Genomic DNA, 21948 nt, shown 5'->3' on the forward strand with positions numbered 1-21948 from the left:
TTTACCTAAGGGTTATCACTACGAAGGAGATATAGATTATTTGAAAGAAATATTAGAGAAAATATGAATTTATTCATTAAAAATATAAAACACAATGGCTATTATTTTTTATAGAATATTATCGAAGCAGGGAGCATCATTCTATTTTCTCCCATACTTTTTTCTAAAACTATTTATTACCTCCTTGAATTCCTCAGGTAAGTAAGCAAGAGCCTTTTCCTCTATATCTTGAGGAATACCATAATAAGCATCAGCTATACTACCTGTAATAGCCGCAAGGGTATCACTATCCCCTCCTATAGAAACAGCTAATCGGATAGCCTCTTCAAAATCATTACTCTCTAGAAAGCAAACAATTGCTTGTGGCACTGTCCCTTGACAGGTCTCATCAAAACCATAGGTCTGACGTAGTCCTGTACAAGTCATAGAAAGGTCATACCCATACTCTTGAGTAACCATTTCCCTTATCTGCTCCTTAGATTGCCCGCCAAGCGCCAATGCTATACAATGAGCAATACACTGAGCACCTTTGATACCTTCAGGGTGATTATGAGTACATTCGGCACTTTCAGAAGCTTCTTTGAGGACTTCAGCCAAATCAGGAAGCCAGCCACAAGGCGATACACGCATCGCTGAACCATTACCAAAGCTATTATAAGGTTGTGGATTAGCACTACGCACCCACTGACCAAACCGCCCTCCATAAGCTCCCATAGGTGAAGGGTATTTTCTACACCAATATAGAAGACTATCCTTAAAGCTTTTGTTCTGGAGAATGGCGTCCGCTACAGCAATAGTACATATAGTATCATCTGTAAAATTGTTATAAGGAGTAAAAAGCTCAAAATCAGTTGTGTGGGTATTAGCAAACTCATACCGAGAGCCTACAATATCCCCTATAATTGCGCCTAACATTTTTATTTATTTGATTTATAGAGAAAGAAAAGCTAATAAGGAAGGATTCTCATTAGCTACTTGCTAAAAATTAATTGGTAGATGGTGGAGGAGATGGGGCTCGAACCCACGACCTTTTGGCTGCCAGCCAAACGCTCTAGCCAACTGAGCTACACCCCCAAATGATAGCGCAAAGATACAACAAAAAATCTCTTTTTGCAAGGAAAAAGAGATTTTTTTATTTACAATTATCTATGAGCTTGTTACGCTCCTGCAAATCGATAAGTAGCCTGTACATCAAGTGTAAGACGGGTAAATAAATCTTCTAAAAGGTCTTTGCTTATCTGTAAAGCCTTATTAAGAAGATCATCTGAGAACTGCTGTAGAAGCTCCTGAGCCGCTATAGGTTGTGATGGATAGAGCTTCATATAGGTAGCTTCCATTTCGGCTTGTCGTGCTTCCATTTCGGCTTCAAAACGGTCATATACATCACGGATTATGGGAGCATATTTGTTATAATTGATCATTCCGAGGGTCTGTACTTTTCGGAAAGTCCAATAAGCAGAATCCTCACTGGAATGATTGGTTCCTACTCCATAAGGCTTAGGATAAGAAGTTACCCCTTGGTACAGTGGAAGAAAAATCCCCAAGGCTGCCATTCCCAAGGCTACATAATTTATACATCCTATTGCTTGTGGAAGTTCTGGACGCACTTGCAAAATATGTGAATTGGTCGCTCGGAAAATAGCAACTGGACGATATTTTTCCTGAGGATTATTATTCGCATAAGGATCGTGAGAAGTTCCTTGATAGTGATGATAATACGCTTTTTTCACCTGTGCAAGGGAAATAGGATGGGTTGCTTTTGCATATACAGGAAAAGTATTCTCAGTAACATTATTCTCCAGTTCCGGACTGAAGAAAGCCTGCAAAGCCCATACACGAGGATAGTTATAAGTAGTATCCAAAGTACTCTCTCTTATATAGACCTTGTGGAAATCAAACTCACCATCACGATCAGGATGATACAATCCGTGTTCCTGGGCAAAGGATATAAGATCTTCACTCCCTAGAAAATTCTTTATATTCCTTGGGTCATACTCCCTGAGTCGTCCCTGATTAGCTGTTACAAAATAGACATCTTTAGGAAGCCGAACTGCTATCCACCTATGCCCACAAGCCGTTTCCAGATACCATATTTCTTTCTGATCTATAAAGGCTACCCCAAAGCCTTCTGCTATACCGTGTTCTTCTATAAGTTGTCCCAGCCTAAGTACTCCTTCACGAGCTGTATGGACATAAGGGAGAACTACACTCGTAATAGAAATTTCTCCTAATCCATTAGGTACCAAAGGATCCGCTGCTAAGGCTTTTTCATTACTGAAGATACTCTCAGTGGCAGTAATTCCCACACCAGCCGTATTAAATCCCGCACTCTCCCACTGATCAGGATACTGATAAGGAGGCATTCCCATATATCCTAGTGATTTCTGAGGTAATGGACAACGAAAAGAGTTCTGGAAAGAGACAAACTCATCTGTCATTTTTTCTGTAGGTGGATGTACCTTCAAGTGCTTAGCATTTACAGCATTCCAATCATCAGAACGAGCAATCATCATAGAACCATCTGTGGTCATCTCTTTTCCCACAAGAATCGTAGTGCATTCGGAAGGATATGTTTCCTGAAAGCTTGTTTTACTAATATTTTTCATACAAATTCATATATTAAGATAAATTACTATGTTAGGGAGGAGAGCTTCTATACTTGCTCCTCTTAGAGATAGTAAAGATACTAAAAAAATACTAGAAAACAAAGTTTTTTTGAGGCTTTTTCCTCTATATTCTAAGGATAACCCCTCAGAAAGTAGTTGTCATATCCTCATCTACAACCAGAATGAAATCAGCTTGTCCGTAGGCTTCCTTGTTTAATTTTTTCAAATCGGATTGAGTAAGTGTAGTGATTGTAAGAATTTGTAAATGTGGATTCTCCTGCTGAAGATACCAATAAATACCTTGATAAAAATCTGAATGATAACTTCCATTAAAGTGAACAAAAAGAGAACCCTCTCTCCTATCTCTAAGAATAGTTTCTGCCATAGTAGCATCCTTAATTGCTTGAGCTATGGGCAGGTTCTCTCCCATATGCGCCATCATTTTTCTCATTTTTTGGTACTGAGAAAGGGTTCCGTCATACTTCATAGGTAGGGTTACAATCCATTGTTTCTCTTTTATAGGCAAGGTATCCAATACTTGTAATCCCTTTTTATAAACCAAAGAAGCATATTTACGAGGAATATTGGTGGCAATAAAAGGGATCTTTTTATTAAGAGCAAAATCCACCAAAGGCTTATAGTCCGTTTTATAATTATTCCACAAACGAGCTAGGGAATCCAGAGCTTTTTGATTAATGGTTCCTTGTAGATAAGTGTTTAGTTCCTTTTGGTTATCTCGTTCGAACATTTCAGCTCCCAAGATAAGGGATCGCTTAGGCTCCAAATCCTTGATAAGTTCGAGCTGTAGCCAATGAGCTATTGGATTATTATGATATTCACCAAAAAGGACGATATCTGCCTTGGCACTAGCCTTGAGTAGCCTTTTATATGTAGTTATTTTTCCTTTTTTATCAAAGAGAACAAAAGCCTTCTTCTCCTGCGAGAAAGAGGAAAAAGAAACCATTAGAAAAAGGAAAAGAAAGAAGTATTTTTTCATCAATTACTTAATTTGTGCCCATTTCTCTGAATAGGTAGGAGCTAGCTTCTGTAGTGTTTGCTGTATTTCTTCTTTTTTCTCTAGAGGCTTTCCTCCAGAGAAAATCAAAGCAAGTTCATCTGCCTTGGCATCAAAAAAAATCTGAGTAAGAAAGCGATTTATTCGGCTGTTATTCATCTCATTAAGCTCCAAGAGGGAAGCTCCTATAATATTCTTTGCCTTTTGAGCATCTGTTACCATCATATCCAACCCTTTACGATGGTAGTTGTACAATGCACTGTGAAAAGCTTCGAAATCCTCTGAAAGAAGGTCGGTTACCAATTGCCAACGGTTATTGGTGCCATTTTGTTGCCAAGCGGTATCGGAAGTACTCTGTGCATTAAGAACTACCGAGAGCGCCTGTTCAAAATAGGGAAAACCTCCTGTTGGTGCAAAAGAATCTGCATCTATTCCTATAATTATCAAGGCATAATAAGCGATAAAAGAGGAAAGATTAGAGGTAAAGGCGCTGGAATTAAAGAACAAGGGTTCATTCTCCAAATAGGAAAAAGAAAAACCTTTTTCTTGGTAGTTCAGCAAGGAAGTTTGGTAGGCACTATTATAAACAGGGCGTGAGGCTTGCACCTGTACATCTGCTACAAAATTATTATTCTCATAAGAGGTAATAGTAAATACAAAAGAACAGTCTATCCGTTCGTTATCTCTTACCTTAAGGTCAGTCCATTGGGTTTTATTAACAAACTCTTGTAAGGACTTCTGTAAGGTGTTGAATACTTTCTGGTTGGTCTGATTCACTCGCTGGGTATTGATAGTAACATTACAAGAAAGTTCTTGAGCAGAAACTCCTATACAAAGAGCCATACTTAGAAGGATAAGATATTTTTTCATTAGTAAGTTGTTTTATGTAAGATTATTATGGTTAAAAAATTCTTGATGTATTTCCAGAAGAATTTCCATAGCTATTTCCGTCTTAGACATCAGAGGGATTGTTTTTTCCTTCCCTGATTGGGTGATAAAGGTTACTTTATTTGTGTCAGTTCCAAAGCCTGCTCCTTTATCATTTAAGGAATTGAGTACAATCGCATCTAGGTTCTTTTTTGTGAGCTTTCCTTTAGCATTTGCCAGCTCGTCCTGTGTCTCCAGAGCAAAGCCTATAAGACATTGAGAAGATGTTTTTCGTTGCCCTAAAGAAGCCAGAATATCTTGGGTTTTGATAAGTTCCAACTGAAGATTATCGGTTTTTTTCTTAATTTTCTGGGGAGCTTTCTCTTTAGGTGTATAATCTGCAACAGCTGCTGCAAGAATAGCTATATCTGAGTGAATAAATTCTTCATTCGCTACCTTATACATTTGCTCAGCACTCACTACGTGATGCACCTTCACTTTATCCTCAATCAGATGAGTAGGAGTCGGTCCCAATACTAGTGATACCTCAGCCCCCATCAAGGAAGCCATATTTGCCAAAGCAACACCCATCTTTCCTGAAGAAAAATTTCCTATAAAGCGTACAGGATCCATCATCTCATAAGTAGGTCCTGCTGTGATAAGAATCTTTTTTCCTCGAAAAAGGTCTTTTTTATCAAAGAAAAATTTACAGAGTGTTTCCTTAAGTGTTTCTTCTGAAGCCATACGTCCTTTTCCTACCAGACCGCTGGCAAGTTCACCATATTCAGAAGGAATATGAATATTCCCATAGGACTCCAAAAGAGCTATATTCCGCTGAGTAGAAGGGTGCTCATACATATCCAAATCCATTGCAGGCGCGAAGAAGACTGGACACTTTGCAGAGAGATAGGTTGCTAGCAAAAGATTATCACATCCTCCTGTTGCCATCTTCGAGAGGGTATTAGCCGTAAGAGGAGCTATCAAGAATGCATCTGCCCACATAGCCAGCTCCACGTGGTTATTCCACTGATGATCATCCGTATCAAAGTAAATATATACCTTATTTTTGGAGAGTACAGAAAGTGTAAGAGGAGTTACAAAGTCCTGGGCATCAGGGGTCATAATAACCTTTACGCTTGCTTGTTCTTTGACAAGCAAGCGTATAAGGTTAGGAATTTTATAAGCCGCTATCCCAGCGGTAATTCCAACAAGTATTTTCTTCCCCTTAAGCGAATGAAGATTCGGTATTGTATTTTTCATCGGTATAACGATAATAAATCTCTCCATCAAGCCATTCCTTTACAGCAATTGCCTGTGGCTTAGGAAGCTTTTCGTAGAATCTGGATACTTCTATTTGTTCTTTATTCTCAAAAACTTCTTCCAAACTATCATTATTGATAGCAAACTCACCTAATTTTTCTTCTAATTCTCGCTTAATTTCAGCATTGATTTGTGAAGCACGCTTAGCTATGATAGAAATTGCCTCATAGATATTTCCTGTTTCGGCATCTATTTTATTCTTATCATAAGTAATAGTACTTTGTGGCGCATCAATACGTTTCAAATTTATCATAATTCACTTATTTTCTTTATAATATCCTGATACATTTTAGTAGCCTTTTCCTTATAGGAAGATTCTGGATAGACACGGATGAAAGTTTCATAGTATCCCTTAGCTTCCTCAAAGCGCTGTTTTTCCTTTTGTTTTATACTATTTTTTGCTAGCTCATAAGCTGAGTGTAAGCGATAGTACATAGCATCTTCTCGGAAGTTCGACCCAGGGTTATCAATCAAGAAGTTATCAAACGCCTTGATAGCTGCTTGGTAATCCCTTATTTTATCATACCCTCGTGCGATCTCAAAGCTCTTGTGCTGTAGCTTATTGAGGAGCTCTAGCACCATATTATTAGCTTCTCTAAGGTTTTCACTATTAGGATACCTATCAATAAATTCCTGTAGCCTATCCAAGGCTTTGTAAGTATCATCCTGAGTAAGGCTATACCTTGGAGATTCCAAGAAATAACACTTCCCTTGCAAAAAAAGTACTTCTTCGGCTTTTTCACTTCGAGGATAGTTCTTTAAAAATCGCTCAAACTGATAAGCTGCCAACATATATTTCTTTCGGTTATAATAGCTATTAGCATACATATAAAGAGCCTCTTCCCCTTGAGGACGCCCTATATAGTAAGCAACTACTTTTTCCCATAAGCGTTCGCTACGGGAATATTCTCCTTTCTGATATAGTTCTTTAGCTACTTTATATTTTAGCTCAAAATCCTCTGATTTTAAAGCTTTTTGATAATCTCCACAAGCTGAAAAAAGTACAGAAGAGAGGCACGCAATGGCTATTACTTTTCCTTTTAGATTCATTGGGCAAAGATACGTATTTTTTTGATACTTCCTAATTTTATTTTTCAGGTGTATTTTTAAGAATTTCTAAGAGATACTTCCAGAATTTTTGTACAGACTTGATACTCACCCTTTCGTTAGGAGAATGCGCACCAAGAATAGTAGGTCCAAAACTAATCATATCTATATGAGGGAAGTGTTCCCCTAAGAGTCCGCATTCCAATCCTGCGTGGATAGCTGCTACATTAGGTTTTTCTTGGAAAAGACGCTCATAAACCTCTGTAAGCACGTGGAGAATTGGAGAATTCGGATTAGGCTCCCATCCTGGGTATTGTCCTGAGAATTCCACCTTATATCCCGCTAATTCAAAGGCTCCTGCAAGGCTATTTGCTAAATCCTGTTTACTACTTTCTACAGAGGAACGAGTCATTGAAAGTATTGTTATCTTTCCATTCTCTGCTTTTACGTTAGCAATATTATTACTTGTCTCTACAAGTCCCTCTACATTACGGCTCATCACGTATACCCCACAAGGAGCCGCTGCAATAGCTCTTACAAAAGCTTGTTGTGCTTTAGCTTCCATTACTTTCTCTGGGCGTTCTACTTCCTTGAAAGTAATAGATAAATGAGCTTCTACAGGCTGTAACTCTTTGAATATATGAGAAGCATTTTCTGTAAATTCTTTCTCAAATGCAGCCTTATGCTGAGCTGGTACCACCACAATAGCTACACTCTCGCGAGGAATAGCATTACGCAAACCTCCTCCGTGTAATTGGCTTAAGCGTAAGCCATATTTTTCATATTGTTGGAAGAGCATACGGTTCATAATCTTATTAGCATTGCCACGTCCGATATGAATTTCCATACCACTATGTCCTCCAAGGAGCCCTGTTACAGTAAGCTGGTAAGCCACTACATCTTGAGGGGTAGCTTCCTCTTTGTAATCAGAGTAAGCAGAAACATCTATTCCTCCCGCACAACCGATTTCAATTTCGGTATCAAGCTCTGTATCAAGGTTAAGGAGAATCTCTCCTGTAAGAGCATCAGAACTAAGCTTCTTAGCTCCAGTCATTCCTGTTTCCTCATCAGTGGTGAAAAGGGCTTCTATAGCAGGGTGTGCAATAGTCTTACTTTCAAGAATTGCCATAATGGCAGCTACTCCCATACCATTATCTGCGCCAAGAGTAGTTCCTTTGGCACGTACCCAATCGCCATCTATATAGGTTTCTATTCCTTGGTTATCGAAATCAAATACGGTGTCATTATTTTTCTGGCACACCATATCCAAGTGAGATTGGAGGATGATAGTTTTCTTGTTTTCGTAACCTGGTGTAGCTGGCTTACGGATAATCACATTTCCGATGGCATCGGAAGTAGTTTCTAAACCAAGTTTTTGCCCAAAAGCTACCATAAAGGCAGTTATTTTTTGTTCTTTTTTAGAAGGACGTGGTACGGCATTAATATCCGCAAAACGATTCCACACTTCTTTAGGTTCTAATTCTCTAATGGTACTCATTGTAAATAAATTGAAAATTAATACTTAACCTGTCTTTTTTGCATTTTTAAAATTAAAGACAGGCAAAGTTACGAATTTTTATTTAAATATCATAGAGCTGTAAGGCGTTTTTTATTTCTGTTTTGATACGATCCGCAAGGTACTGAGGTTCTATAACTCTTACATATGCCCCATAGGAAAGAATCTCCTTAACAAAATCAGGAGTAATTTTCACTTTTAGAGAAAGGATAATTTCCTCTGGGGTATCCTTAATAAAGACTTGGGAACGGTGCAAAGGCATCGCCCTAAGGTATTCAGCAGGATTCGGTATGAAAAACGAATCTCCCTCTTGCTTTTTAAAAGAAAGAATCACTTTCTCCGCTTTAGTACGGTCATTATCTACCCATACCCCAAAACTATCATCAAAAAAATGTACAATATCCTTAGGAGGGTCATACATACGCTTCATCCCCCTATCCTCAATAGACTTAATACGATCAAGACCAAATACTCTAAGTAGTTTTTTATCTACATCCAAAGCCAATACATACCATCTCCTTTGAGATTCTTTCAGTAAATAAGGTTCAATCGTACGTATTTGCACCTCTTTGCTCCCCCAAAACTTATGGTAGTGTATTTCTATCTGCTTTTGTTTCTCAATAGCATCCAACAAAGGGGAAAGGTATTGTGTTCCTTGTGGTATTCGTTTGTCAAATAAAATAGATTCTGATAGCTTCCCGTAATAATTCTGCAAGGCGTGATATACATCAAACGCTTCTAACAAGTTTTGAGAAAAAGCTTCTACCTCGTCTATGATATAATATTCTTGAGTCGAGCGGTTACACTTTATAAAAACACGATATATGGCTGCAATGATAGGAATATCCCGTTGTAAGGTACGTTGGAATAGTTCCTGCCCCTCAATATTCATCTCACTTATTTCCCAATAATGCTCTAATTGCTTATATGTATGGGGTTTTATACGTAATCGCTCAAGGATAAAGCGATGCCTTAAAAAAACATTAGCTAAACTCATCTTTCTATTTTTTTAGACAAAGATACGATTTTTTTCAAAACGACAAGTTGTTGCGTCTTCTATTTATAATTTTGCCCCATAAAATAAAACCATTATGAATATAGCCATTGTTGGGGGGCGTGATTTTAGCGACTATACCCTATTGAAAGAAAGCCTTTTAGCGTATATTTCTATATACGGAGTACCCGATAACATCGTATCGGGAGGTGCTAAAGGTGCTGATACTCTTGCAGCTCAATTTGCTACTGAAATGGGCATTCCTCTCTTGGTTTTCAAGCCTGATTACCAAAAATACGGACGTGGGGCTACCCTTGTGCGTAACACCCAAATCATTGAAAATGCCGAAGTGGTATTTGCCTTCTGGGACGAACAATCAAAAGGTACCAAAGATAGCATTACTAAAGCGAAAAAACTACAAAAAGAATTGTATATCATATTCTACGGAGAAAAAATAGAAGAGAATTAAAAAAGTAAAGCAAAAGGATGTTAATATAAAAAATAATTCTGTATCTTTGTCAATAATCCTCCTCTTGCCTTTAGTCGGGCTTCGAGCTAAGCAAAACGCGATGCCCGCAGCCTTTTATCTAAAGAAATAAATAGGGGAAGCTGAAAACCTTTTAGAGTAGGCGAGTAACAACTAAATATGACTAAAATGTTTAAAAAACTATTAGAAATCATTCATTCAGATGAGTTTAGAGTACAATTAGCAGAACTCAATAACAATTTTTTTAACCTAAAACAAGAACTCCATATCAGAGATCTTTTATTAGTGCTTTTCAATAAATATCATAGCCAAGAAGGATTTAGGGCTATAGCAGAGTATAGAGTTAAAAATATCCGTATAGACCTAGCCCTTGTAAAAAGATCTCCAAAAGAGGAAATACTTATAGAGTTCAAGTATCATTTCCCTAAGGATCCTCAAATAGAGAAAAAGCAGTCTCTTAAAAAGTACTTTGAAGAAAGAAAAGAGTGTGATTACTTAATCTCAATAGTTTGTAATGGGAATAAAGAGAAAAGAGAACAGTTTGAAGAAAAATGGCTTAATAAAGAAACTATTTTTGCAGATAGATATTCTGGAGATAGTCAATGGAAAGAAAAACTTGTAGAAGAGCTTAAACCGTTAGGTTGTAGCTTTGAATCTATAGAGATAGAAGTAGATAAACCTTTCAAAACCACTTACCACTTTTTTATCTTAGAAAGAAGAAAAGTAATCTTTCCTCTACGCTAAAAATTCCCCTAACTCCTCTACTAAGTTAGGGGAATTTTTATTACCTTTGCCTTCAACTTTTGAAAATATAGCGAGAAATAACAATCATTAACCATTCATTTTAATTATGAGAATATGTATCCTTAGTTTCTTTTTCATCTTCTCCTGTACGGCTTTAGCACAAGGTAGCGTGGTTACAGGTGAGTTCAAGCAGAACTACCGTACTTTAAACCTCTATGGCAATATCCGAAAAGCACTCTTTGTATTAGAGAAAGGCAATGTATATCTTCTTGAGGATAGAGCCTATTTCCTTAAGCTCAGCCCCTTGGATGCTAAGAGGTTGGGGACTTCTCATATCTTGTTGATTCCTCTCTTTGGTGACAAAATTACCTACAAGTACGATATCCCTATTTCTTTTGAGATACTCCCGATTCCTAATGCGCCTGATGTCTATTATACTAAGAAAGCCTTCTATACCGATAAGCAAGGCAGGAAAATAACCCTCTCTTATCCTGAAGAACTGCCCTTATCCCCTATGGAAAAAATCAAAAAAGGAATCCCTATCTACTATGAAGAGATTAACAATAGTGATGACTTTCGGGATATCCCCCAGTGGATAGAAGCTTTGTCTAGCAAACAAAAAGTAACTACCATAGGAATAATGCATTGGGACGGAGTGGATAAGGATGGGAAAATGGTCGGAGGTTACGATGAATTTAAGGAACAAGAGCTAATGAGTGAGTTAGCCCAAGAAAAGTTAAGCTCACTAAGCTATCTTCTAAAAAGTATTGTTCCCTTACCCGAGGAGCCTACCCAAGAAGATTGGCGAAAATGGTGGCAACAGTTCCAAAACTACTCCTTTCCCTTGGTCAAAAACCTACCTGCTCATATAGAATCTTTTCAGAAATCTATTGACAGCTATAGGCTCTATGCTTTGGACAAAGAGACTCAGAAAGTATATAGCCTTGACGAAAGACCTCAGTATTATTCAGGACAAGAACTCTTGGTGTTTGATGTTCAAAATGACAAAGTAGAACGAGGACGTATCTATCCGAAAGAGCAGCCTGATGCTACTAGTTTTGAGACTTTTTATGCTCAAAATGATACACTATATACGCTTAATAGTCATTTTGTCTGGGCAAAATATGTTCCTAAAAGGGTGAATGATTCCCTCTTCTACCAGCAGATAGCCTCTGCTGATGTCGTCCCTGAGCCTAACAAATCCTATCGTAAGGCTTCTTATCGTGATATTAAGTATCATATTGTACAGACCTACACCACTGCTGAATGTATGTATTCCCTTGTGCAAAAAATAGATACAAAGGAGTTTCAAGTGATGACGCTCGATACTAAAACAGGTAAGATAGAGGGGAAGATACCACTCAACCCTTTATTGGGGCATCCTAAGCAGTTAGAGCACCGCACACAACATATTGCCATAGGAGCGACAGATGACTTTGTATTTCAGTTGAAAACAGAAAAGGGAGTCTACTTCCTAAAGTGCAATGCTACCAAGCTACTTGAAAAGACCCTTTTAGGAAAGCAATTTGAGTGGGGAACTACTTATCTAAGCTGGGGAAAAAAGCAGTATTATGGAGATATGGATGCTAATGATACTTTTGACTTCTACTCTATTGCCTCTCCTTCCCAAAAGCATAGTGTATCTTCGTCAGATGATATCTATGACACCCGAATTATGGAGCAGGACAAAGAGTCTGTTGTGGCTTTTTATGAGTATTATGATGGCTTTTTCAGCGGGCTCAAGATGCAACGCCTTAACAAAGATACACACGCCCTGAAGGGGAAAAGCTCTTTGTTATATCAGTATTTCCCTGTGGAGGAGATTTCAAGCGGAAATAGTCTATCCACACTAAAAGCCTTTAAAATCAATGGACAATGGCATGTCTTTTTTACTAAAGAAAACGAATATTTTTGGGTGAAGGTCAAATAATGTAAGTCGTTTCTAAATTTCATGAGTATAAAGAATTTTTTAGGGTCAATAATTAAAAAACAAATAGCTATAGACGTTAGCGATTCAGGGCTGCTCATCAATAACGAACTCCTGTTAGAGTTTTCTGTGTCTCGCCTTACAGAAGCCTTGGGCAAACCTCGGATTACTGCCATAACGGATGAGGATTCTCCTTACAGCGCTATGTACTTATGGGACAGCTTAGGTATCTATGCCTTTGAGAAAAAGGATGGCACCCTAGCCACACTTGCTTGTAGGGTAGCGGAAGATAAGGATTGGCAACGTACAGTAACCTTTGATTATTTTGCCCTGCGTCCTAAGGGACTTTTCACAGGGAACTTTACCATAGCGGGGAAATCTCCTTTGTCCTATATTTCCAAGGAGCAAAGTATGGATTCGTTCGGGATGGATATAGCGTTAGATAGTTGGAGTGTGAGCTGTCTCTATACCGAAAAGCTAAGTAATGACCTTGAAGACCTTTCTAAGAAAGCGATAGTGAGGCGTTTAGCACAAGAGGCGATGCCTTTTCGTGATTACGAGGTGAGCTATATCCCTAATGAAGTTGATTCAAGTAAGGAGAAAGATCCCAACAAGTGGGCTTTCCCTCTGACAGAAGAAAAATGTGTGCAGTTTAAGAGCTTTAATTTTAAATTGGCTGTTGTACAGGAACTGATGTATGTCCAAGAGGTACTAAAACCCAAGTTTGATGTATATGATTTCTGTGAAAACTATACCGAGCGTGACATAGATCCAGAGGAGTATTACTTTGAAGTCATTCCGGAGGTAAAGAAATGGTTTATGGACTTGCCCATTCCCGCTTCCTTGGCGGCTTTGGTTACAGAACTCTATTTTGATGGGGGCAATGAAGTTTATGCACAGTTGATACCTTTTTGGGACGGAGAGGACAATGTGTTTGACATCGAAACACTTACCGAGGAGGATATCTGTCAGCTGCCTAATCTAAAAACCATTGACGGTACGGCTATCCTTATGTCTGAGCAGGTAAAAAACTTATGTAAGAGCAAAGGAATTGTTTTTGTAGAATAAAATATAATGCGAACACTCGTTATTGGCGACATACACGGAGCTTACTTGGCATTGCTTCAAGTAATGGAACGGGCACAGGTGACTCCTGGTGACCTACTGATTTTCTTAGGAGATTATGCCGATAGAGGCAAGCATACCCCTGAGGTGTTGGACGAGCTTATCGCCCTGCAACAGACACACCAAGTGATTTATCTCAGAGGAAATCACGATGCTTTATGCTGCGATTTTCTATTGGGAAAACCCATGTCCGACCTTTGGCGTTCCCATGGAGGCAAGGCTACCGAAGAGGCATATAGGCTCTATACTAAGGAGGATAAGCAGCCACATATTGACTTCCTTCAGTCACTTAAGAATTACCTCTTGGATGGGCAAAACAGACTCTTCCTACATGCAGGTTTTACCGACCGAGAAGGTGTGAAGTATGAGTTTTTTACAGAAAATTTCTATTGGGACAGAACGCTTTGGGAGTTAGCCCTTGCTACCCCTGAAGACCTGCCTCCTACCGATCCCTATTACCCCAAAAGATTGTCGTTATACAAAGAAATCTATATAGGGCATACACCTACCCTACGCTTTGGAACTGACCAACCTATGATGCGCCATAATGTATGGAACTTAGATACAGGAGCGGGTTTCAATGGTCGTGTAACTATGATGGATATCCATACTAAAACTTTTTGGCAAAGTGATCTTATACCGAGCTTATATCCCACTAGATAAACACAAACTGATAAGAATTCGGCTTAAGCATATCTACTTATGCCAAACTTATGTTCTTAATTAGTCTTTTTTTGAAAGTAAAATCCTTAGTATATACCAGAACCTCCAATAATAAACAGCCAGATAAATTTTCCTCCAAACATAGCTTTAATAAGCATTGCTGGTACCAAACGTAATAAGGAAGTTTCTACCAAAATGAAAGCCAAAAGAGCAAGCACTAGATAAGTATAGGTCTTTCAATAGAAAATAACTCTCTCACTATCTGCAGAATAAGCTACTGACTTATAGTTTGTGTTATAGCTACTTTTATTATAGCTAGAATCATAATTTTTGTATTCATAATGAAAACAAGATTATTTTTAAAAGCTCAAAATATACAAATTAATTAGAAAATAAAATACCTATCAGGCGCTGATTATTATCTTTTAAAAATTAACAATTAACCATTAATAATTAACAATTGTCTTTTGTACCTTTGCATCTCATAAGTACTAAAGATAATGGATACTATTGCACAAAACCTGAAATTCGTACAAGAACGCATTAATAAAGCCTGTGAAGTAGCAGGCAGGGATCCTAAAGAAGTAAAATTACTACTAGCTACCAAGACGGTAGAGCCTACTCGTATCCAACAGGCTTTTAGCTTGGGTTATACCCTTATTGCAGAGAACAAAGTACAAGAACTTAAGGAAAAATATGAAGCTCTAAAACCTACTCCTCATACGAATCATTTTATTGGTCACCTACAGACCAATAAAATTAAGGATATCTTAAAGTGTGATGTTAGTTGTGTAGAGTCTCTAGACCGTTATGATTTAGCCGAAAAACTCCATCAGAAGCTCTCTCAAGTAGGAAAAGAAATAGATGTATTTATCCAAGTGAATACCTCAGGTGAAGAGAGTAAGTTCGGGGTCGCTCCTGAGCAAGCACTAGAACTAGTAAAGCAAGTCGCCCAGTTTCCTACCCTACATATCAAAGGGCTAATGACAATTGGTCTTTTCAGTGCTGAAGAAGAAAAAGTACGTAAGTGCTTCCAGCTCCTTAAGAATATCCAAGAACAAATAATTGCACTTGGTCTACCCAATGTAGAACCCAAAGAACTTTCTATGGGAATGAGTGGAGACCTTGAGATTGCTATTGCTGAAGGAGCCACAATTGTACGTGTAGGAACTGCCATCTTTGGAGAACGCATCTATCCTGATAGTTACTATTGGAACGAAAAGCAAGCCTAAACCATTGGGTATGATGTATGTAGATGTTGTACTTCCCTTACCTCTTAGGCAGGCTTTTACTTATGAGGTCAACGAGGAACAAGCCTCTTTTCTGCAGGCAGGAATGCGGGTGGTGGTACCTTTTGGAAAGTCCAAATTCTATACAGCTATTGCCCTTAGAACACATTCACATTCTCCTTCCTACCCTACCAAGCCCATTGAATTTATCTTGGAGGAAACTCCTATTCTTTCTCCTAAGCAATTAGAGTTATTCTCTTGGATAAGCTCCTATTACTTAAGTACTTTTGGTGAAGTCCTGAAAATGGGTCTCCCCTCTGCTCTACTTCTAGAAAGTGAATCTGTTATAGAAAAAACAGAGCAAACTATTATCACACAGTCTCTTTCAGATGAGGAATTTCTGGTATATGATGCTCTATCTCAGGCTTCTGCACTTACCGCTAAGGAAGTAGAAAAGATCCTACAAAAGAAAAATCCAATTAAAGTTCTCAAGAGCCTATTAGAGAAAGGAGCTATCCGCCTGACAGAAAGGATATTTGAGAAATATCAGCCAAAACTACAAAAATATCTTCGATTTACTGAAAAATATCAAGATAAAAAGGCTGTTCACACTCTTTTGGATGAGAATTCCCTAAAAACAAAAGCTCAAGAAAAGCTTCTTTGGGCATTCATATCCTTACTTTCTCAAAAAAAGACATCTATTACCCCTGATGAACTCCTACAAAAAGCTGAAGTAGGAAAATCTGTCTTAAAAAAACTCATTGATTTAGAAATTTTAGAGATTTATACAGAAGCCATTGATCGGGTTTCTTTTTCCTCAAGTGCTAAATATTCCGAGCTAACTCCCTCCCAAGAGAAAGCTTTCCAAGAAATTCAATTACAGTTTCAACAAAATAGCACTGTTCTATTGCACGGCGTTTCTTCCTCAGGGAAAACATTTTTATATAGCAAACTTATTGAATCTGTTCTTAAGGAGGGAAAGCAAGTATTATACTTAGTTCCTGAGGTTGGGCTTAGCGTACAACTGATGCGCCGTCTGGAACTTTCTTTTGGAAATCAGATGAGTGTATATCATAATAAATACTCTACCAATGAACGAGTAGAAGTATGGAATAATGTACTTACCCAAAAAGAGAAAGCACAATTTGTACTAGGTGTAAGAACCGCTATATGCCTACCTTTCCAGGATTTGGGGCTTATCATCATAGATGAAGAACACGATCTCTCCTACAAACAGACAGAGAATAATCCTCGCTTACAGGTAAGAGATACTGCCCTTATGCTTGCCCACCTACACAACGCCAAAGTACTCTTGGGGTCTGCAACACCTGCTGCTGAGAGCTACCATAATGCAAGAATAGGTAAGTATGGCTGGGTACAACTCACAGAACGCTTTACAAAACAGCTCCCTCCATCCATAGAACTTATAGACCTAAAAGAGAAAACTAAGAAAAAAGAAGTCCAAGGACATTTCTCTGATACACTTCTCAAAGCGATTGAAGAAACCCTCCATAGAGGGAAGCAGGTTATCCTCTTACAAAATCGCAGAGGTTATGCTCCTTATTTACAATGTGACACCTGTGATACCATCCCTCAATGTCCCAATTGTGATGTATCCCTTACCTATCACCAATTACAGAAACAACTACGTTGCCATTACTGTGGTTACACTCTTGCTAAACCTGTAAGTTGTCCCGCTTGTGGCAACCTTAACACCTTGCAGACAAAAGGACTAGGAACTGAAAAAGTAGAAGAAGAACTCTTACAGTTTTTCCCTGAAGCTTCCATTGAACGTATGGATACAGATACGACCAAAGGTAAATATAATTTTGAGAAAATTATCCATCGATTTGAGAAAAAAGAAACAAATATCCTAGTTGGCACCCAAATGGTTAGCAAAGGGTTGGACTTTCCTGAAGTAGAATTGGTAGGAATTATGAATGCTGACTTATTTCTCTACCAGCCTGACTTTCGGGCAAACGAACGCGCCTTCCAGCTCCTAAGCCATATCGCAGGTCGCGCAGGCAGAAAAGAACAACAAGGGCGAGTCCTTATCCAGACTTATAACCCTTTCCAAGAGGTGTTACAACAGGTAAAAAGAGGGGCTTATGAAGAACTTATCCAGAAGCAACTACAGGAACGTAAGGATTTTCATTATCCTCCTTTCTGTAGGCTTATTCGTATTACTTTCAAGCACAAGGAATTACAGAGAATTAATGAATCCAGTAACTGGTTTGCAGAATCCTTACGCTTAGGACTCTCCCCTTATGAAATAGAAGTTTTAGGAGCTGAATTTCCTCCTATTTCCCGTATCCGAAATGAGTATATCAAGCATATTTTGCTAAAAATCCCCCCAAAAGCAAGCCTTTCCCTAGTCAAAAACTATATATTACGAATAGAACAACGATTCTTCTCTATTGGTAACTTCCGTTCTGTTCAACTTTCTTACAATGTAGATATATAGATTTTATCTATACCTTTATAGATTTTCTTTAAAATATAGATTGATTATAAATTTCTGTTTTTCTCTCAAAAAATAGACTCACAAGCACAAAAATTCAAACTTAATTAGTAATTTTGTGATGATTTTTAACCTTTATAACAATGGAACCAGAATCATCCTTCCGTAATTCCATAGGAACTGTTGATACCACAGGAAAGCGCATCTGGGCATACCCAAAAAAGCCCAAAGGACGCTATTATCGTTATCGAAAGTATGTAAGTTACTTACTATTAAGTATCTTTTTCATTTCTCCTTTCCTAAAGGTAGATGGAAATCAGTTTCTTTTATTCAATATCTTAGAACGCCGATTTAACATCTTTGGATTTCCTTTCTGGCCACAGGATTTCTATTTGTTCGTACTTTCTATGATTATAGGAGTGGTCTTTATCCTGCTCTTTACGGTAGCTTTTGGACGTATTTTCTGTGGATGGATATGCCCTCAGACCATTTTTCTAGAGATGGTATTTCGCCGTTTTGAATATCTTATAGAAGGCGACCGTAATGCCCAGATGAAGCTAGACAAGCAGGATTGGAATGGTGAAAAAATTCGCAAAAAGACCCTCAAATGGTTTGTATTTTTTCTTATTTCTTTTATCGTTTCCAATGTATTTTTAGCTTATATTATAGGGAGCGACCAGCTATGGGTAGAAATCAAGGGAGGGCCTCTACGCCACTTGAATACTTTTATCTCTCTTCTGATTTTTACAGGAGTATTCTATTTTGTTTTTGCTTGGTTTAGAGAACAAGTATGTATCATTGCCTGCCCCTATGGACGCTTACAAGGGGTTCTTTTGGATAATAAATCCATCGTGGTAGCATATGATTATAAGCGAGGAGAAGGCGAAAACGGACGCAAGAAGTTCCGAAAAGGAGAGGACAGACAGGCTCAAGGAAATGGAGATTGTATTGACTGCTTCCAATGTGTACACGTATGCCCTACCAATATAGATATCCGCAATGGTACTCAGCTAGAATGTGTAAACTGTACTGCCTGCATTGATGCCTGTGATGAGGTAATGGTAAAGTCGGGAATGCCTAAAGGACTTATACGCTTTGCCAGTGAAGAAGAAATTGCTAAGAAAGAACCTTTCAAGTTTACCGCTCGTATGAAAGGATATGCTGCTGTATTAAGTATCCTCATAGGTCTTCTCATAGGTCTTCTTTTCTTACGAAGTGATGTTCAAGCCAATATCCTGCGCCTACCCGGGCAACTCTATCAAGAGGAAGGAGATATGATTAGTAATGTATATACTTATAAGCTGATTAACAAAACCACACAGGACTTTGATCATATCACTTTCAAAATTGTAGAGCCTAAAGAAGCTAAAATAGAGATTGTTGGAAATCAAGACCTTTCATTGGACAAACAAGCTATGGCAAGCGGAACTCTTTTTATCAAGATACATCAGGCTTTTCTAACTAAGTCAAAGCTTACTATTAAGATAGAAGTATATAGTGGAGAGAATCGTATAGAGAGTACAACTACTAGCTTTTCAGGTCCTATAATATTCTAAAATCCTTACCATCTTTTCTATAAAAAAATAGCCCTCATAAAAACTAATAGAGGGCTATTTTTTAGTTTTATTAATCCTTAATTCCTGTTTGCTTTTCTATCCCTTTTCTGATAAGTTCATATAGATTTAGATCACTATATTTCTCATATTCAGTAATAGCACCTTTCTTATTGACAAGAGATTGGGTTTTCTGCAAATAAAGGTTTACAATAGGAGTTGCTAGTGCTTTAGGATGTTGTTTTACAAAGGTTTTCATCGTTTTTCTTGCTTCAGGAAAATCCGTAGAAGGTGTATTATCTACCCCAAATATAAATGTTGTCAAGTCTGAAGCATAATTCACTTTTATCTCCTCTATTTTACTACTAGAGGGGAACTTCTCTATAAAATCACTCTCACTAAGAACAAGGTCTCCTAATTCTTTCCAAGAGATTGTCAAAGCTGCATCATTATACATAAATGGGCGAATTTCCGTAGCTTTCAGATACAATAAATATTCCTCAGAAAGATAATCCTTAAATATATTCTGCAAATAACCTTTTTTAAAGTAGAAACCTGCAAAACCTTCATTCCACGCATCGGTTAATCCATAACTATCCAATAGTTTTCGGAAAGAAGCTACAAAAGTTCCTTTTTCCTTATTGATATAAGGTGTTAAACAAGCAGGATATTCATAACTATCATCTGCTTGAATTGCAGCTAATTTTTTATCTGCTTCTTTGTAAAAAGCGTCAAATAAGGCATCATTCTTAGCCTTATTAGTATTAGCTTTCATTTTCGTAATGGTTTGTTTTTGGAGGTCATTTATGCTCTTTAAAATACCCTCACAAGACTGCTGAGCAAAGCCTAATGAAGTAATCACAAGGCTTAAAAGTGTCATACAATATCTCATTTTTCTATTACATTTAATTCATTAATTCTCAATTCCTTAGGAATAATACCTAGATATTCCCAAGAGGAAACTCCACTCAAAGATGTTTTCTCTCCTGCAAAATTCCCTCTTGCATAATAAGTATTACCTGTATCTGGATCATAGGCTACAGCTATATCAAATTCATACCCTGGGCAGTTATCTTCTTTTGAACAATAGCTAAGCAAAATATGTTCCTTATTATTTTTTATATATGCACCATACTTAGAACTCATCGAACGCGAAACAGGCTTTCTTAGTCGATAGCTCATAGCCTTTTCTATTATATCTGAGATTCTTTCCATATATTCTAAGGGAGTGAGTTTTCCTTCCCTTAACTCAAAAAGATATTCCTGAGCATAACCACTACTACTCATTGTATTCACCACCTCAAAATAGCGTAGATTTTTAGCTTTTCCCATTCCATAACAAGCCTCCAAATAGTAATCAGACTCTTCCAGTCCCATTGATTCTTGTAATAATTCCATAAACTTTTCCTTAGTTGAAGCTTTACGGAAGTTCTGAATATACTCTGAATTGAATGATTCTGGTATCACGGAATCCATACCACGCACTATCTCGGACTTGGGAACTAATGGATAGCTCTTATGCCCTTCCTCTGCCTTTGTTACAAGATAGAAATGACGCACATAACGAGCATAAGCTGAATTGGATACCTGCCCTTTTACCTTAAAAAGAGCATTACTATCATATACACCCAAAAAATTATCTTTATACTGTGGGAAACAATGTGTGATTATTCCCACAAAAGCAACTAAAATAGCTAAGTATTTTATTTTCATTATGAAAAATATTATCTTTTCTTTATTTCCAGAAATATTAAGTTGCAAAGGTACACATTTTTTAGAAAATAATTGCTAAAATATAGATTTTTTCACTTTATTAATTTACCCTCGTAATCAATGTGGTATTCCTCATAATTAAAATCTACTAAGTCAATACCTTGTGGGGTTATCTTAAAAGCGGGAGTACGCTCAGAAGGCGAAACGAAAATATCCTTCCCACTGAACTGCCAGAAGATTTCACCCTGCTTGTTGAGGCGTGATATCTCCACCTCGCCGTGGGTAATGTAATCCTCTTGATAGGCGACTATCTGAAAGCAAGTAGCCATATCTACTTGTGTATGCCAAAGGAGTTCTAATGTAGGCAAGAGAATACAGAACACCTCATTACCACAAGCTATGAGCAACCTATCACCGTCTAACAATGCACTTTTCTCCCACAGACTGCTCACGCTCCCCCCTGCTGTGAGGACTATGCTTTTTATCTCCTCTTCTGCCTTATAGAGATAAACCGCTACTTGTGGCGGATGTGCTTTGTTTTCTCTTATCTCTATCTGATAAGAATCTTTGTAGAGCCAAAGGGTGTTTTTCATAAATTTGATTTTTATGTATTACTACATATTACTAATAGAGATAAATCATTGATTGTAATTTCCTCTAACTTGTTATCCTGCGCAAAAG

General features: G+C 37.8%; 20 protein-coding genes and 1 tRNA gene. 8 read left to right on the plus strand and 13 right to left on the minus strand.

All coding sequences use genetic code 11. The features are described from left to right. Positions 1-141 precede the first annotated feature (141 nt). The 10 genes from RYK20_RS08570 to RYK20_RS08615 all read right to left on the minus strand — a co-directional run bounded on the left by RYK20_RS08570 (position 142) and on the right by RYK20_RS08615 (position 9368). The gene (locus tag RYK20_RS08570; RefSeq protein ID WP_314895120.1) at positions 142-915 is read right to left on the minus strand and encodes an ADP-ribosylglycohydrolase family protein; all 774 of its coding nucleotides are present in this window, start codon (positions 913-915) and stop codon (positions 142-144) included. Positions 916-997: 82 nt separating this feature from the next. After that, positions 998-1074: transfer RNA gene (locus RYK20_RS08575), tRNA-Ala, on the minus strand. Positions 1075-1157: 83 nt separating this feature from the next. Then, on the minus strand, positions 1158-2606 hold the full coding sequence (locus RYK20_RS08580; protein ID WP_314895121.1) for a C69 family dipeptidase: 1449 nt from the start codon (positions 2604-2606) through the stop codon (positions 1158-1160). Positions 2607-2751: 145 nt separating this feature from the next. Beyond that, a complete protein-coding gene (locus tag RYK20_RS08585; RefSeq protein ID WP_314895122.1) occupies positions 2752-3603 on the minus strand; it encodes a ChaN family lipoprotein in 852 nt (283 codons plus the stop codon). 3 nt (positions 3604-3606) lie between these two features. Further along, the gene (locus RYK20_RS08590) at positions 3607-4491 is read right to left on the minus strand and encodes a DUF4835 family protein (RefSeq protein ID WP_314895123.1); all 885 of its coding nucleotides are present in this window, start codon (positions 4489-4491) and stop codon (positions 3607-3609) included. A 12-nt stretch (positions 4492-4503) separates the two neighbouring features. Then, a complete protein-coding gene (coaBC, locus tag RYK20_RS08595) occupies positions 4504-5748 on the minus strand; it encodes a bifunctional phosphopantothenoylcysteine decarboxylase/phosphopantothenate--cysteine ligase CoaBC (protein ID WP_314895124.1) in 1245 nt (414 codons plus the stop codon). Continuing rightward, positions 5714-6061: a DNA-directed RNA polymerase subunit omega gene (locus RYK20_RS08600; protein WP_297979310.1), complete on the minus strand. Its 348-nt coding sequence runs from the start codon at positions 6059-6061 to the stop codon at positions 5714-5716. The genes coaBC and RYK20_RS08600 overlap by 35 nt, the downstream gene beginning before the upstream one ends. Further along, positions 6058-6858 carry an outer membrane protein assembly factor BamD gene (locus RYK20_RS08605; RefSeq protein ID WP_314895125.1) on the minus strand — a complete coding sequence of 267 codons (801 nt, stop codon included), beginning with the start codon at positions 6856-6858 and terminating at the stop codon, positions 6058-6060. The genes RYK20_RS08600 and RYK20_RS08605 overlap by 4 nt, the downstream gene beginning before the upstream one ends. A 37-nt stretch (positions 6859-6895) precedes the next feature. Continuing rightward, positions 6896-8353: an aminoacyl-histidine dipeptidase gene (locus RYK20_RS08610; protein ID WP_314895126.1), complete on the minus strand. Its 1458-nt coding sequence runs from the start codon at positions 8351-8353 to the stop codon at positions 6896-6898. A gap of 82 nt (positions 8354-8435) precedes the next feature. Next, the gene (locus tag RYK20_RS08615) at positions 8436-9368 is read right to left on the minus strand and encodes a WYL domain-containing protein (protein ID WP_314895127.1); all 933 of its coding nucleotides are present in this window, start codon (positions 9366-9368) and stop codon (positions 8436-8438) included. A 94-nt stretch (positions 9369-9462) separates the two neighbouring features. Between RYK20_RS08615 and RYK20_RS08620 the strand changes: the two genes are divergently transcribed. The 8 genes from RYK20_RS08620 (at position 9463) to ccoG (ending at position 19557) form a co-directional block, all read left to right on the plus strand. Then, complete coding sequence (locus RYK20_RS08620) at positions 9463-9834, plus strand: DUF2493 domain-containing protein (RefSeq protein WP_314895128.1); 372 nt, start codon at positions 9463-9465, stop codon at positions 9832-9834. Positions 9835-10020: 186 nt separating this feature from the next. Next, a complete protein-coding gene (locus RYK20_RS08625) occupies positions 10021-10596 on the plus strand; it encodes a hypothetical protein (protein WP_314895129.1) in 576 nt (191 codons plus the stop codon). A gap of 106 nt (positions 10597-10702) precedes the next feature. Continuing rightward, positions 10703-12526 carry a hypothetical protein gene (locus RYK20_RS08630; RefSeq protein ID WP_314895130.1) on the plus strand — a complete coding sequence of 608 codons (1824 nt, stop codon included), beginning with the start codon at positions 10703-10705 and terminating at the stop codon, positions 12524-12526. A gap of 21 nt (positions 12527-12547) precedes the next feature. Next, the gene (locus RYK20_RS08635) at positions 12548-13591 is read left to right on the plus strand and encodes a hypothetical protein (protein WP_314895131.1); all 1044 of its coding nucleotides are present in this window, start codon (positions 12548-12550) and stop codon (positions 13589-13591) included. A 6-nt stretch (positions 13592-13597) separates the two neighbouring features. Beyond that, entirely contained in the window at positions 13598-14311 is a 714-nt protein-coding gene (locus RYK20_RS08640; protein ID WP_314895132.1) for a metallophosphoesterase family protein, read from the plus strand. Positions 14312-14811: 500 nt separating this feature from the next. Further along, positions 14812-15543 carry a YggS family pyridoxal phosphate-dependent enzyme gene (locus tag RYK20_RS08645; protein ID WP_311457032.1) on the plus strand — a complete coding sequence of 244 codons (732 nt, stop codon included), beginning with the start codon at positions 14812-14814 and terminating at the stop codon, positions 15541-15543. A gap of 10 nt (positions 15544-15553) precedes the next feature. Beyond that, on the plus strand, positions 15554-18004 hold the full coding sequence (priA, locus tag RYK20_RS08650) for a primosomal protein N' (RefSeq protein WP_314895137.1): 2451 nt from the start codon (positions 15554-15556) through the stop codon (positions 18002-18004). Positions 18005-18144: 140 nt separating this feature from the next. Beyond that, positions 18145-19557: a cytochrome c oxidase accessory protein CcoG gene (ccoG, locus tag RYK20_RS08655; protein ID WP_314895133.1), complete on the plus strand. Its 1413-nt coding sequence runs from the start codon at positions 18145-18147 to the stop codon at positions 19555-19557. 70 nt (positions 19558-19627) lie between these two features. On the opposite strand, the gene RYK20_RS08660 is transcribed toward ccoG, so the two are convergent. The 3 genes from RYK20_RS08660 to RYK20_RS08670 all read right to left on the minus strand — a co-directional run bounded on the left by RYK20_RS08660 (position 19628) and on the right by RYK20_RS08670 (position 21860). Next, positions 19628-20434 (minus strand): hypothetical protein, encoded by an 807-nt coding sequence (locus RYK20_RS08660; RefSeq protein ID WP_314895134.1) that lies wholly within the window; start codon positions 20432-20434, stop codon positions 19628-19630. A gap of 8 nt (positions 20435-20442) precedes the next feature. Next, positions 20443-21267: a hypothetical protein gene (locus tag RYK20_RS08665; protein WP_314895135.1), complete on the minus strand. Its 825-nt coding sequence runs from the start codon at positions 21265-21267 to the stop codon at positions 20443-20445. Between the two features lie 92 nt (positions 21268-21359). After that, positions 21360-21860, minus strand: a complete 501-nt coding sequence (locus tag RYK20_RS08670) for a hypothetical protein (RefSeq protein ID WP_314895136.1) — start codon at positions 21858-21860, stop codon at positions 21360-21362. Positions 21861-21948: the final 88 nt, after the last annotated feature.

The organism is uncultured Capnocytophaga sp., from assembly GCF_963525585.1.
Taxonomy (GTDB): Bacteria; Bacteroidota; Bacteroidia; order Flavobacteriales; family Flavobacteriaceae; genus Capnocytophaga.